This is a genomic window from Actinoplanes derwentensis, assembly GCF_900104725.1.
Classification (GTDB): domain Bacteria; phylum Actinomycetota; class Actinomycetes; order Mycobacteriales; family Micromonosporaceae; genus Actinoplanes; species Actinoplanes derwentensis.
The window spans coordinates 5,729,422-5,741,871 of sequence record NZ_LT629758.1 but is presented as its reverse complement, the minus strand read 5'-3'; the positions used below and the strand labels follow the sequence as shown (position 1 = coordinate 5,741,871).

Sequence of the window (12,450 nt, the reverse complement as noted above, 5' to 3'; positions counted from 1 at the left end):
CGTCGCCGTGAGGAGTTCGTGTTGTCCGAGAAAACCGTCGCGGTCATCGGAGCCGGCAAGATGGGCGAGCTGGTCCTCGCCGGGCTGCTCCGCTCCGGCCATCCCGCCGAGCGGGTGCTGGCCACCGCCCGCCGCCCGGAACGCGCCGCCGAACTGGCCGACCGCTACGGCGTGGCAGTGGTCAGCAACGCGGAGGCCGCCGCCCGGGCCGACATCCTGGCCATCGGGGTCAAACCGCAGGACGCCGGGAAGGTCCTCGACGAGATCGGAGCCACCCGCAAGCTCGTGGTGTCCCTCTGCGCCGGGCTGCCCACCACGTTCTTCGCCGCCCGGCTGCCCGAGGGCACCCCGGTCATCCGGGTCATGACCAACACGCCCGCGCTGGTCGGCCATGCGATCTCCGCCATCTCCCCGGGCGCGCACGCCACCGGCGAGCACGTGGCGATCGCCGAGGAACTGTTCAAGCCGCTGGGCGCGACCGTCCGGGTGCCCGAGTACCAGCAGGACGCCGTCACCGCGGTCTCCGGGTCCGGGCCCGCCTACTTCTACCTGATGGTGGAAGCCATGATCGAGGCCGGCGTCCTGCTCGGCCTGCCCCGTCAGGTCGCCCACGAACTGGTCGTGCAGACCGCGGTCGGCTCCGCCGTGATGCTCCGCGACTCCGGAGAGCATCCGGCGAAGCTGCGCGAGGCGGTGACCTCCCCGGCCGGGACCACCGGCGCCGCACTTCACGCGCTGGAGAAGCACGGCATCCGGGCGGCCTTCCTGGACGCGCTGACCGCGGCCCGTGACCGGGCCCAGCAGATCGCCGCCTCCTAGGCGCTAGTACCAGATGGCGATCTTGCTGCCCTTCTCCTCCTCGGGCGGACTGGGGTGGCTCAGCGCGGTGCCGGTGGCCACCCGGTGGGCGGTCCAGGCGACCGCCGCGGCGTCGAGGATGTCGTCGGGTGGCGCCTGCCCGGCCGGGCCCAGCCGGTCCGGGAGCACGATGCCGTTGCGGGCCAGCAGGTCACGGCGGCGGGCCTGGCCGCTCCACGTCTTCTTCGCGTGCGGCAGCGGCTCCCCGGCCATGGTCCGGAACGACAGCTCCGGATGCGCCTCGAAGAGCAGACCGGGATGCCGCTCCCAGATGGCGTTGGCTTCGAGCAGTTTGGGACGCAGCGCCCATGACTGCCGGCTGAGCCCCGCCCCGGTCAGCTCCCGGCAGAGCCGGTTGGCGGAGGCGAAATCGGTCTCCTGCCAGACCGGCCGGGGTGGCACCCGGAAGACACTGCCGCGGCGCGGGCCGAGTTGGTCGGCGGCCAAGGTGTCGGCGGCCCGCCAGCGGTCGGGAAGCATGCCGAGCGGGATGTCGACGCCGATCACGGCGGCACCCGAACTGCCGGCGACGATCTCGTAGAGGGTGGCCGCGAGCACCGCCCGGCCGAAGGCGCCGTCGCGCAGCTCGACGCCGACCCAGCCGAGCGCGTACGCGTCGACGCCGATGACGTGGATGCTCATCAGTGCGGCAGCAGCTTCTCGATCGTCGCGACCAGGTCGGCGTCGCCGGGCGCGATGCCGGGGCCGAAACGGGCGGCGACGGTGCCGTCCGGGGCGACCACGAACTTCTCGAAGTTCCACTGGATGTCGTCGCCGTCGCCGACCAGCTCCCGGTAGAGGGGATGCCGGCCGGGGCCGTTGACCTCCACCTTCTCGGTCACCGGGAAGGTGACGCCGTAGTTGGTCCGGCAGAAGTCGTGGATCTCGTCGGCGGTGCCGGGTTCCTGCTCGCCGAACTGGTTGGACGGGACCCCCAGCACGACGAACCCGCGATCACGGTGCCGTTCCCAGAGGTTCTGCAGCTCGGCGTACTGCGGGGTCAGGCCGCAGCGTGAGGCCACGTTGACCACCAGCACGACCGAGCCGCGGTAACGGTCCATTTCGGTCGCGCCACCGGTGAGGGCGCCTATGCTGACGTCGAAGATGGTCATGACGGAAGACTACTGGGTGTATCTGCTCGATTGCACCCTGTCGAGCCCGTGGGCTAAATGTCGAACAAACCTTACGACCGTTGCCGCGCGGTCTTCCCGGCGGCGGTCTGGGCTTCGGATTCTTAACTGGCCTTAAATCATGTCCACCTCGCTTGACTCGTGTTAATCGATGTGACTACCGTCTCTGCTACCCCTCTCTTTGGAAAGTTTCCTAACTGTTTGAGGAGACACCCCCGTGCAGAAAACCGCCCGCCGGGCGATCTTCGTCGGCGCCGTCATGATCGCGGGCGGCCTCGCCGTTCCGGCCATGTCAGCGTCGGCAGCCGCAGCCTGTGCCCCCGCCTGGAGCTCCACCGCCGTCTACGTCAAGGACAACGTCGCCTCGCAGAGCGGCCACAACTACACCGCCAAGTGGTGGACCCAGAACGAGTCCCCGGCCACGAACAGCACCGAGTGGGCCGTCTGGATCGACAACGGCGTCTGCGGTGGCACCACACCCCCCACCACCCCGCCGACCACGGCACCCACCACGACCCCGCCGACCACCCCGCCCACCACCAGCCCGACCACGACGCCGCCCACCACGGGCAGCAAGTGGGTCGTCGGCTACTTCGCCGAGTGGGGCGTCTACGGCCGCGGCTACCACGTGAAGAACATCGACACGTCCGGCTCCGCCGCCAAACTCACCCACATCCTGTACGCGTTCGCCAACACCACCGGCGGCCGCTGCAGCATCGGTGACTCCTACGCCGACTACGAGAAGGCGTACACCGCCGCCGAGAGTGTCGACGGCGTCGCGGACACCTGGGACCAGCCGCTGCGTGGCTCGTTCAACCAGCTCCGCAAGCTCAAGGCCAAGTACCCGCACCTCAAGGTGATCTACTCGGTCGGCGGCTGGACCTGGTCCGGCGGCTTCACCCAGGCCGCCCAGAACCCGGCAGCCTTCGCCGAGAGCTGCTACAACCTGGTCGAGGACCCCCGCTGGGCCGACGTCTTCGACGGCGTCGACGTCGACTGGGAGTACCCGAACGCCTGTGGCCTCAGCTGTGACACCAGCGGCCCGGCCGCGTACGCCAACGTCATCTCGGCGTTGCGCACCAAGTTCGGCAGCAACAACCTGATCACCTCGGCGATCTCCGCCGACGGCAGCAACGGCGGCAAGCTCGACGTGGCCGACTACGCGGCCGGCATCGCGAAGCTCGACAAGGTCTTCCCGATGACGTACGACTACTTCGGCGCGTTCGCCGCACAGGGCCCGACTGCCCCGCACTCGCCGCTGACCTCCTACACCGGCATCCCGCAGGCCGGCTTCAACTCGGACGCGGCGATCCAGAAGCTGAAGAGCAAGGGCGTCCCGGCCAGCAAGATCCTGCTCGGCATCGGCTTCTACGGCCGCGGCTGGACCGGCGTCACCCAGGCCGCCCCGGGCGGTACGGCGACCGGCGCGGCAGCCGGCACCTACGAGGCCGGCATCGAGGACTACAAGGTCCTCAAGACCAAGTGCCCGGCCACCGGTACGGTCGGCGGAACCGCCTACGCCTTCTGCGGCAACAACTGGTGGAGCTACGACACCCCGTCGACGATCGCCGGCAAGCTGACCTACGCGAAGAACCAGGGTCTCGGCGGCGCCTTCTTCTGGGAACTGTCCGGTGACACCACCAACGGCGAACTGATCACCGCCATCAAGGGCAACCTGTAATCAACATACGGAAAGTAGGGGCACCGGCCGCGAGGTTGGTGCCCCTCTTCCGTAGGCTTTCCGGCATGCGCCGAGAGTGGCATCAGCTCAGTCATCCCGGGGTGAAGAACCCGGCTCTACAGACCTCCCGCCCGTCCACGGACTCCGCCGAGGACGAGGCTCTGGGGCTCGACCACTGGCGTTCCCTGCCGCGTGTGCAGATCCCGCCGTGGCCGGACATGGGCGAGGTCGCCGAAGTCTGCAAAGTCCTCGACGTCGTGCCGTCGATCGTCGCGCCCTACGAGGTCGACCAGCTCCGGCACCGGCTCGCCGAGGTCTGCGAGGGCCGTGCGTTCCTGCTCCAGGGCGGTGACTGCGCCGAGACGTTCGCCGACAACACCGAGAGCCACCTGCTCGCCAACGCGCGCACCCTGCTCCAGATGGCGGTCGTGCTCACCTACGGCGCATCGATGCCGGTGGTGAAGGTGGCCCGCGTCGCCGGGCAGTACACCAAGCCCCGATCGTCGGCGACCGACTCGCTCGGCCTGCCCGCCTACCGCGGCGACCTGATCAACTCGCTGGAGCCCGACGCGGCCGCCCGCGTCGCCGACCCACAGCGCATGATCCGGGCGTACGCCAACTCGGCCGCCGCCATGAACATGCTCCGGGCGTATCTTTCGGGTGGTCTCGCCGATCTGCACGGACTGCACGACTGGAACAAGGACTTCGTCCGCGCCTCCCCGGCCGGCGAGCGTTACGAGGCCATCGCCCGCGAGATCGACCGCGCGCTCGACTTCATCCGCGCCTGCGGCATGACCGACAGCGAGGCGCTGCGCACCGTCAGCCTCTACTGCTCCCACGAGGCTCTGGCATTGGAGTACGACCGGGCCCTCACCCGCGTCTCCGACGGCCGGGCGTACGGGCTGAGCGGCCACTTCCTGTGGATCGGCGAGCGCACCCGCCAGCTCGACCACGCGCACATCGACTTCATCAGCCGCATCGCCAACCCGATCGGCGTCAAGATCGGCCCCGGCACGTCGCCGGAGACCGCCATCGAGCTGTGCGAGAAGCTGAACCCGGACAACATCCCCGGCCGGCTCACCCTGATCAGCCGGATGGGCAACGGCAAGGTTCGCGACGTCCTGCCGACGATCGTGGAGAAAGTCCACGCCACCGGCGCCAAGGTCGTCTGGCAGTGCGACCCGATGCACGGCAACACCCACGAGTCGTCCAACGGTTACAAGACCCGCCACTTCGACCGGGTCGTCGACGAGGTGCTCGGCTATTTCGAGGTGCACCGCGGCCTCGGCACCCACCCCGGCGGCATCCACGTCGAGCTGACCGGTGAGGACGTCACCGAGTGCCTCGGCGGCGCCCAGGGCATCGAAGACCTCGACCTGCCGGACCGGTACGAGACCGCCTGCGACCCGCGGCTCAACACCCAGCAGAGCCTGGAACTCGCGTTCCTCGTCGCGGAGATGCTCCGTGGCTGACCTGCGCTCGGACACCGTCACCCGGCCGACCCCCGGGATGCGCGAGGCGATGGCGAAAGCCGCCGTCGGCGACGACGTGTTCGGTGACGACCCGACCGTCAACGCGCTCGAAGCCCACGTGGCCGCACTGTTCGGGCACGAGGCCGCGCTCTTCGCCCCGTCCGGCACGATGGCCAACCAGATCGCGCTGCAACTGGTCGTCCCGCCCGGCGGAGAACTGTTGGCCGGGGCTGACGCGCACGTCGTCACCTACGAAGTGGGTGCCGCCGCGATGCTCGGTGGCATCTCCACCCGCACCTGGCAGCCGGACAGCGCCGACCTCGACGTCGAAGTGATCGCCGGGATGATCCGCCCAGCCGGTTACCCCTCGGTGCCGACCGCCGCGATCGCCGTCGAACAGACCCACAACCTCGGTGGCGGCGGCGTCGTCCCGCTCGCCACCATCCAGCACTTGCGGGCCGTAGCCGACAAACACGGGATCGCCCTGCACTGCGACGGCGCCCGGATCTGGCACGCCCACATCGCCGACGGGGTGCCTCTCGCCGAGTACGGCGCCCTGTTCGACACCCTCTCTGTCTGCCTCTCCAAAGGACTCGGCGCTCCGGTCGGCTCCCTCATCATCGGCAGCCGGGAGAAGATCACCAGGGCCCGGGTACTCCGGAAACGCCTGGGCGGCGGCATGCGCCAGGTGGGCATCCTCGCCGCAGCCGGCCGCTACGCCTTGGACAACCAACTCCAGCGCCTCACCGAGGACCACGAGCGGGCGCGCATCATCGCCGAGGCCCTGTCCCCGTTCGGTGTGGTAGACCCAGAACGGGTCCGCACCAACTTGGTCCCCTTGGACCTGTCGAAACACAACCTGGACGCCCCGACCTTGGCCGCCCGAGCCGCCGAACGAGGCGTCCTGATCGCCGCGATGCTGCCCCGAACCGCCCGCCTGGTCACTCACTTGGACCTGACCGACGAGGCGATGGACCAGACGATCGAGGTAATCAGCGATCTGCTGGCCTAACCACAGCGAGCTCCTGGCCTGAACCAGGTTGTGGCCGGGCCAGGAGCGCCCACCCACGGTTCATCAATCAAGACCGTTTCGGACTGCCCGATACAAGATGATGCAAACCGTGAATCCCATGCTCACCAGGGCGGAGGCGAAGGCTGCCGTGGTCGACTCGGTCAGGAAGAAGATCGCTGCGAGTGTCATGTACAGAGCAGCGGCGGATGCGGCAAAAATGTGCAGCAGTCGCAAGGTAGGTGGGCGGTAGTTCCCATCTCGTTCGACTCTGATCCAGCCTTCGGCCTGTTTCTGACCTCGTTCTAAATATTCTCCTACTCCGATTTTGCCTGCCAGGAACAGTTCTTCGTCGGAGGAAACCATCGGACTCCGGTCAAAGGAGGAGCCGATATTCCTCGGACTTTTGTGGCTCTCGAGGCTGGGTGTGCGATTCCGTGTCAATTTGTCTGCACCTCCGACTTGGCTCATGGCGTTGAGTTCCTGGATTGCTGAGGGAGAGACTTGCCCTCGGCCGGGACCAACTGTGGATACTCCTCATTGAGTAAAGCGAGGGCTGAGGCAAGAAGGCGTGCCATCAGGACAATGAATCCCACGTCGGCTTCGGTCAGGCTGTATGGTTTGTCGGAGTCCACCGAAAGGAAGCCAAAGCTTCGCCGCTCTGTTCGTACCGGAACCTGAAGGAATGATTTTTACTCTGCCCCCTTCTGGGGAGCGAAATATTGCGGAACATCGTCACCCTCGGTGTCGCGAACGAGCAGTGCGTCCTCACCGCGGGCCATTGCCACGACGTTCTTATGTTACGGTTCGCTCCATTGCGCGTCGAACTTCAGCCGCGGCGCTTTGCCTTCGCGCCCGTCGTATTCTTGCCGGACGAGAACTTCTGCCGACGAGAACAGGTAGAGGACCGACCGGGTCTTGCATTTGTGGTGTGTCATTTTCCCGCTCTGCGAATAGCAGAGTTGGACGGTTCGGGAGATCAATGTCTTGACCTCGGCTCGCCGCTCGCTCGGCTTGGCTTCGGCCACCTTTGACAAGAGGTTGACAAGAGGCTTTCCGGACTGGCTCAGTGATCCGGCAAGCGCAGCCTTCGAGGAAATAGCATCTGCTTCGGCGCGGTGCGACTTGATCTTTTCCCAGACGTTCAGAAAAGCGACGACAAGAGTTGCGAACACGATGATCAAGATCCAGTTTGTCCTGGATTGACCTGTTTGTTTCGCGGTTATCGCGCCTGCGGCTGCCAGGAATGCCGGCAAGATGATGAGGAGAGCGAGCCTCACCCATGCCAGGAATGACAAGACCCTCTGGCGTCTGGTGCGAGGCTCCTTGCCCTTGGTCAATTCGCTCCCTGTGTTGTCGGCTGGCTTCGCGCGTCTCGGCGGGGCGGAATCGGAGAGGAGAACATGAATCTCTCAAGTATGCACCCGCTCATTTCAAGATCACATGACCCGCTTGGGTGAGTGGTCTGGAAAGTGGAGGTAGTTGATCCAATCTCCAGGCTTTGGTGGGCGTAGCCTGCAGAGGTGTGGGATTTCGGCAATGGTCAGAAATGCGACAGCGTGAATATCTACCAGTCGTAAGAGTGTCGTCGTTTGGATCGCGACCTCGAAGAGAGCGCCAGTCCATCACGGGCTTCGGAACTAACGCCCGCGATGGACCTCGGCCCAGCTCCGGCGACGAGCGGTGTACCCGGATCATCACGCTCGACGGCTCCGGGGATAGCTAGCCTGTCGCCGACAAGTCGCTGCTTGTGGTGGGCTGCTTTTCGGAGACGGCCTGGATGAAGCCTCGGATGATGGGGTGAGGGTCGGTGCCATCGCCGGAGAGCTCTGGCTGGAAGAGGGTCGCCAGGTAGAACGGGTGGTCTGATAGCTCGGCGGCTCGGATTGCGCCGCTCTCGTCGCGGCCGGTGAAACGCATTCCGTGGGTGGTCAGCAGGTCCAGGTGGGACTCGGCCAGGCCGTAGGAGCAGTGGTAACGCTCCACCGTCCGGGAGGCCCCCAACAGCCGCTCGATCAGTGAACCGAACGTCAAATCGACAGCTGCCTCGTGCCCGACCAGTGAGCAGGCCAGCTCCACGATCAGGTCGTCCTCCCCGCCCTCGGGGGAATCCTGGGGATCTCGGGGACCGGGCAGCGGGTGATCGGCGTCCACGCTGTCTTCCGCATGTGCGGCGGTGGTGAAGCCGCAGACGTTGCGGGCGAACTCCAGCATGGCGTGCTGGAAACCGCCGCACGTGCCCAGGAACGGGATGCCCTCGGTGCGGGCGATCCGGGCGGCGTTGATGCCGCCCTCGGGACTGCGGTAGGGGCTGCCGGGCACCAGCCAGATGCCGTCGAACCCGCGGAGGGCTGCCGGGTCACGGGCTGCCGGGGTCGGGATCCAGTAGACGTCCAGATCCGCCTCGTCGCGGAGGACGTCGAGCAGCGCGGGAATGCGGGTATGAGCGCGGACGGACGGTGATCGGTCTCCGACCAGGGCGATCCTTTTCATGGGTTCTACTGTTCCGTGCGGGTGAGATCAGGTCCAACGATGGTTGCTTCTCTCGGGATTAGCATTGCTGATGTGGATTCGAACCTGCTGCGCACGTTCGTGGCCGTCGCCGAGACCGGGTCGTTCTCCGCGGCCGCCCAGCGACTTGCGTACACCCAGTCGGCGGTCTCCCAGCAGATCGCCGCGCTGGAGGCCGACCTCGGCACCCCGCTGCTGACCCGCCGCCCGGTCGCCCTCACCCCGGCCGGTGTCCGCCTGCACCGGCACGCCACGCTGCTCCTGGTCCGGCTCGCGGCGGCCCGTGCCGACGTGGCCCGCGCGACCGTCCCGCCCGGCCGGCTGATCGTCGGCCTCACCCCGCTCGCCTGGTCGCCGCGGATCTCGGCGGCCCTGGCCCGGATCCGTGCCGAATCGGACCGGCTGAGTACCCGGGTGCTGGTCGCGGACCGGGACCGGATCGTCACCGCGGCCGCCACCGGTGAGATCGACATCGGCCTGGTCGACGGTTTCGCGGCGCCGAGCGACCCGCTGCCGCTCCCGGAGGCGGGCGCGGTCGGGGTGGCTGAGGACGGCGCGACGGTGGCCGTCCCGGCAGGGCATCCGCTCGCCGGGCGGGCGAGTGTGGAGCTGGCGGACCTGGCCGACGCCTACTGGATCGACGCGCCCGCGGTCACGCCGCTGTCCCGGCTGCCGGTGGACGGCCTGCGATCCGGGTTGCGGTACGAGGGCAGCGACGTGACCGTGCTGACCGGCCTGATCGCCGCAGGCCACGGCCTGGCCCTGTTACCGACCGGGGTGGTGCTGCAACAAGGCCGGACCGGGCTGAGCGGAGTACCGGTGCCGCGACTGGTGCACCGGGTGGAACTGTTGCGGGCGGCCGGCGCGGACGGCCCGGCCACCCGACTCAGCGAGCTTCTGGCAGGTCCGTGAGGTGAACTTCTCGCAGGCCCTTGAGCAGGGCGATATCGGCGGCGTGCCCCTCGTGTTCGACCGACGGCGTCTCCACGATGGTCGGGACACCGGCGGCCGCCGGGTGGGCGAACAACTCGGCGAACGGCGCCGTACCGATGCGGCCCTTGCCGATCGTCTCGTGCCGGTCCCGCGTCGACCCGCATTCGTCCTTGGAGTCGTTGGCGTGGATCAGCTGGAGCCGGCCCGGCCCGACGGCCTCGACCAGCGCGTCCAGCGTCGCCGTCATCCCGCCGGGGGTGGCCAGGTCGTGCCCGGCCGCCCAGGCGTGGCAGGTGTCGAAGCAGACGCCCAGCCACGGGTGCTGGTCGACGGCGTCCAGGTAGGCGGTCAGGTCCTGCACCTTCGACGCCAGACTGCGCCCACCACCGGCACTGGGTTCGACCAGCAGGCGGGGCAGCCCGTCGGCGGCCGCCCGGTCGAGCAGCGGCAGCAACTGTTCGTGCAGCTGGTGCATCGCCTTCTCGGCGTGCGCCTCGTCGACCGAGCTGCCGGCGTGGTAGACGACCGCGGTCGCGCCGATCGCCTTGCCCCGGAGCAGGGCGTGTTCCAGGGTGGCGATCGAGCGCTCGACGGTCAGTTCGGTCGGCGAGCCGAGATTGACGAGCAGAGAGGCGTGGATGTACGCGGGCACGTCCCGTTCGCCGATGCCGTCCCGGAACAGGACGTCCTGCTTCGGATCACCGGCGGGCAGGGCCCAGCCGCGGGAGTTGGAGACGTACACCTGAAGGGTCTCCGAACCCGCGGCGTCGACGTAGGGGAGGGCCGCCTTGGCCAGCCCTCCCGACGTCTTGGTGTGCGAGCCGATCCGGTGCAGGGTCACAGGAAGCACACCAGCTGGACGGTGCTGCCCGGCGGCACCTGCGAACCCGGTCCCGGGTTCATCTGCCGTGCCGTCTGGTTCTGATCACCGTTCAACTGCACCTGCAGGTTCAGCGCCTGGAGTTGCGCTGCCGCGTCCTGGCATCGCTGGTTCGTCACGTCGGGCAGGGTGATCTGCGCGGGACCCTTGCTCACCCGCAGGGTGATCTGGGTGCTCTTCTCCGCGCCGGTGCCCGCTTTCGGTGTCTGCCCGATGACCTCGTCGGCCGGCTTCTCGCTCTCCTCGTACTGCTCGGCGGCGCCGAGGCCCTTCTGCCCGAGGATCTGCCGCGCCTCGTTGATGTTCTTCCCGACGACGTCGGGCACCGTGATCGGCGGCTTGCCCTTGCTCAGTACCAGCGTGACGGTCTCGCCGGGCTTCAGCTCGGTGCCCGCCTTCGGGTCGGTGGAGACCACGATGCCCTCGGCCGAGGTGTCGCTGTAGACGGCCTTGCCCTGTTTGACCTTGAGGCCGAGGCCTTCCAGGGTGGCTTTCGCGTAGGCCAGTTCCTGGCCCTCCATCTCCGGCACCGCGTGCACCTCGGGGCCGAGCGACAGGTTCACCGTGATGATGCCGCCTTTGACGATCTTCGCGGCCGGGCCGGGGTTCTGTGTCACCACGGAACCTTCCGCCACCTGGTCGCTGTAGACGCCGTCGCCGACGAAGACGGAGAAGCCCTGCTGGTCGGCGACAGCCGTCGCCGCCTGCTGGGTCATCGTGAGCACCGAAGGGGCCTCGGTGTAGCGGCCCAGCGTCACCCACCACGTGCTGCCCAGGATGACCAGAGCCATCACGGCGACCAGTGCGGTCAGCATCACTCGGCGGCGGTCCTCGAAGAAACCGGCCATCCCGCTCGGCGGCGGCGCGGCCCGGCGGTGCGGTGCGGTGGCGGCGCGGCCACCCTGCTCCGGAAGGCGGGCCCAGTTGGGCCGGTGGGCGGACTGGTAGGCGGTTCCGGCCGGGATCGGCGGCACCACGGCGGTGGCGTCCGGCGAGGGTACGGCCGGGACGAGCCGGGTCGCGTCGGCACCGCGGGGGCCGGACGGGACCTGGCGCAGCAGTGCCGTCTCCACGTGGGTGAAGCCGAGCCCGTCCCGGGCGCTCTGCACCTCGGAGAGCAGGCCGCCGGCGTCGGTCGGCCGGGCCGACGGGTCGCGGCGGGTGGCCCGGGTGACCAGGTTGTCCATCACCTGCGGAGTGCCGGGGACAAAACGAGACGGCGGCGGTACGTCGTTGTCGACGTGCTGCCACGCCACCTCGATCGGTTCGGTCCCGTCGTACGGCACGCGCCCGGTCAGCATCTCGAAGAGCACGACGCCGGCCGAGTAGACGTCGGTGCGGGCGTCGGCCTGACCGGTCTGCACCAGCTCCGGCGCCACGTAGGCCACCGTCGCCATGAGCTGGCCGGAGTCGTCCACCGTGCTCGCCTCGATGGCTCTGGCCAGGCCGAAGTCGGCGACCTTGACCACCGCGTCGACCAGGTCACCGGAACCGCCGCTGGGCGCCTCGGCGACCAGCACGTTCTCCGGTTTGACGTCGCGGTGCACCAGACCGGCCCGGTGCGCGGCCGCGATCGCGGCAAGCATCTGCTCCATGATCGCCAGGGCTTCCACCGGGCTCAGCCGGTGGCGCTGGCTGAGCAGCTCACGCAGGGTCTTGCCCTGCACGAACTCCATCACCAGATAGGGGAGCCCCTGGTGGCGACCCTGGTCGTAGACGGCTACGACGTTCGGGTGAGCCAGGCGGGCGATCGTCTTGGCCTCGTCGGTGAAACGGTCGACGAAGTGGACGTTCGTTGCCTGCGCCGGGTGGATTATCTTCAGCGCGACGGTGCGCTCGAGTCGCTCGTCGGTGGCGCGGTAGACGGTCGCCATGCCACCACGGGCGACGCGACCGGTGATCCGGTAGCGCCCGTCAATCGTTGTGCCGATCAACGTATCGGCGACTGTCGTGTCCATCGGCGTGAAGTGTATGTG

At 68.2% G+C, this 12,450-nt stretch carries 12 protein-coding genes and 1 pseudogene; 5 read left to right on the top strand and 8 right to left on the bottom strand.

Features of this window, described 5'->3' with window-relative positions; translation table 11 throughout:
• The first annotated feature begins 21 nt into the window (after positions 1 to 21).
• Positions 22 to 819 (top strand): pyrroline-5-carboxylate reductase, encoded by a 798-nt coding sequence (gene proC / locus BLU81_RS25250; RefSeq protein ID WP_092557616.1) that lies wholly within the window; start codon positions 22 to 24, stop codon positions 817 to 819.
• 3 nt (positions 820 to 822) lie between these two features.
• Here the strand turns inward: proC and BLU81_RS25245 are convergent, their stop codons facing one another.
• Together BLU81_RS25245 and BLU81_RS25240 are read right to left on the bottom strand one after the other, a co-directional pair.
• Positions 823 to 1,500, bottom strand: a complete 678-nt coding sequence (locus BLU81_RS25245; protein ID WP_092546940.1) for a DUF429 domain-containing protein — start codon at positions 1,498 to 1,500, stop codon at positions 823 to 825.
• A complete protein-coding gene (locus BLU81_RS25240; protein WP_092546939.1) occupies positions 1,500 to 1,970 on the bottom strand; it encodes a glutathione peroxidase in 471 nt (156 codons plus the stop codon). Before BLU81_RS25240 ends, BLU81_RS25245 begins: the two co-directional genes overlap by 1 nt.
• Positions 1,971 to 2,205: 235 nt before the next feature.
• On the opposite strand from BLU81_RS25240, the gene BLU81_RS25235 reads away from it, so the two are divergent.
• From BLU81_RS25235 to BLU81_RS25225, 3 genes are all read left to right on the top strand, one after another.
• On the top strand, positions 2,206 to 3,669 hold the full coding sequence (locus BLU81_RS25235; RefSeq protein ID WP_092546938.1) for a glycosyl hydrolase family 18 protein: 1,464 nt from the start codon (positions 2,206 to 2,208) through the stop codon (positions 3,667 to 3,669).
• Between the two features lie 65 nt (positions 3,670 to 3,734).
• Positions 3,735 to 5,141, top strand: coding sequence for a class II 3-deoxy-7-phosphoheptulonate synthase (locus BLU81_RS25230; protein ID WP_092546937.1), 1,407 nt, complete (start codon positions 3,735 to 3,737; stop codon positions 5,139 to 5,141).
• Positions 5,134 to 6,153 (top strand): threonine aldolase family protein, encoded by a 1,020-nt coding sequence (locus tag BLU81_RS25225; RefSeq protein WP_092546936.1) that lies wholly within the window; start codon positions 5,134 to 5,136, stop codon positions 6,151 to 6,153. The genes BLU81_RS25230 and BLU81_RS25225 overlap by 8 nt, the downstream gene beginning before the upstream one ends.
• A 63-nt stretch (positions 6,154 to 6,216) precedes the next feature.
• On the opposite strand, the gene BLU81_RS48580 is transcribed toward BLU81_RS25225, so the two are convergent.
• The 4 genes and pseudogenes from BLU81_RS48580 to BLU81_RS25215 form a co-directional block, all read right to left on the bottom strand.
• Positions 6,217 to 6,516 (bottom strand): hypothetical protein, encoded by a 300-nt coding sequence (locus BLU81_RS48580; RefSeq protein ID WP_157751782.1) that lies wholly within the window; start codon positions 6,514 to 6,516, stop codon positions 6,217 to 6,219.
• 101 nt (positions 6,517 to 6,617) lie between these two features.
• Positions 6,618 to 6,824: pseudogene (locus BLU81_RS52130) on the bottom strand (hypothetical protein); the annotation flags it as partial.
• A gap of 126 nt (positions 6,825 to 6,950) precedes the next feature.
• Positions 6,951 to 7,334, bottom strand: a complete 384-nt coding sequence (locus BLU81_RS48570; protein ID WP_157751781.1) for a hypothetical protein — start codon at positions 7,332 to 7,334, stop codon at positions 6,951 to 6,953.
• 538 nt (positions 7,335 to 7,872) lie between these two features.
• Positions 7,873 to 8,643 carry a glutamine amidotransferase-related protein gene (locus tag BLU81_RS25215; RefSeq protein WP_092546934.1) on the bottom strand — a complete coding sequence of 257 codons (771 nt, stop codon included), beginning with the start codon at positions 8,641 to 8,643 and terminating at the stop codon, positions 7,873 to 7,875.
• A 72-nt stretch (positions 8,644 to 8,715) separates the two neighbouring features.
• Between BLU81_RS25215 and BLU81_RS25210 the strand changes: the two genes are divergently transcribed.
• Positions 8,716 to 9,573: a LysR family transcriptional regulator gene (locus tag BLU81_RS25210; RefSeq protein WP_092546933.1), complete on the top strand. Its 858-nt coding sequence runs from the start codon at positions 8,716 to 8,718 to the stop codon at positions 9,571 to 9,573.
• Here BLU81_RS25210 and BLU81_RS25205 read toward each other — a convergent pair.
• Complete coding sequence (locus BLU81_RS25205) at positions 9,548 to 10,444, bottom strand: deoxyribonuclease IV (protein WP_373873300.1); 897 nt, start codon at positions 10,442 to 10,444, stop codon at positions 9,548 to 9,550. The two genes, BLU81_RS25210 and BLU81_RS25205, sit on opposite strands and share 26 nt — an antisense overlap.
• Positions 10,432 to 12,432, bottom strand: coding sequence for a Stk1 family PASTA domain-containing Ser/Thr kinase (pknB, locus tag BLU81_RS25200; RefSeq protein ID WP_092546932.1), 2,001 nt, complete (start codon positions 12,430 to 12,432; stop codon positions 10,432 to 10,434). The genes BLU81_RS25205 and pknB overlap by 13 nt, the downstream gene beginning before the upstream one ends.
• Between the last annotated feature and the right edge of the window lie 18 nt (positions 12,433 to 12,450).

Coding starts and splice junctions, on each gene's coding strand:
- BLU81_RS25245 (WP_092546940.1), bottom strand. CDS start 1,500: ATGAGCATCCACGTCATCGGCGTCGACGCGTACGCGCTCGGCTGGGTC.
- BLU81_RS25240 (WP_092546939.1), bottom strand. CDS start 1,970: ATGACCATCTTCGACGTCAGCATAGGCGCCCTCACCGGTGGCGCGACC.
- BLU81_RS25230 (WP_092546937.1), top strand. CDS start 3,735: ATGCGCCGAGAGTGGCATCAGCTCAGTCATCCCGGGGTGAAGAACCCG.
- BLU81_RS48580 (WP_157751782.1), bottom strand. CDS start 6,516: ATGGTTTCCTCCGACGAAGAACTGTTCCTGGCAGGCAAAATCGGAGTA.
- BLU81_RS25215 (WP_092546934.1), bottom strand. CDS start 8,643: ATGAAAAGGATCGCCCTGGTCGGAGACCGATCACCGTCCGTCCGCGCT.
- pknB (WP_092546932.1), bottom strand. CDS start 12,432: ATGGACACGACAGTCGCCGATACGTTGATCGGCACAACGATTGACGGG.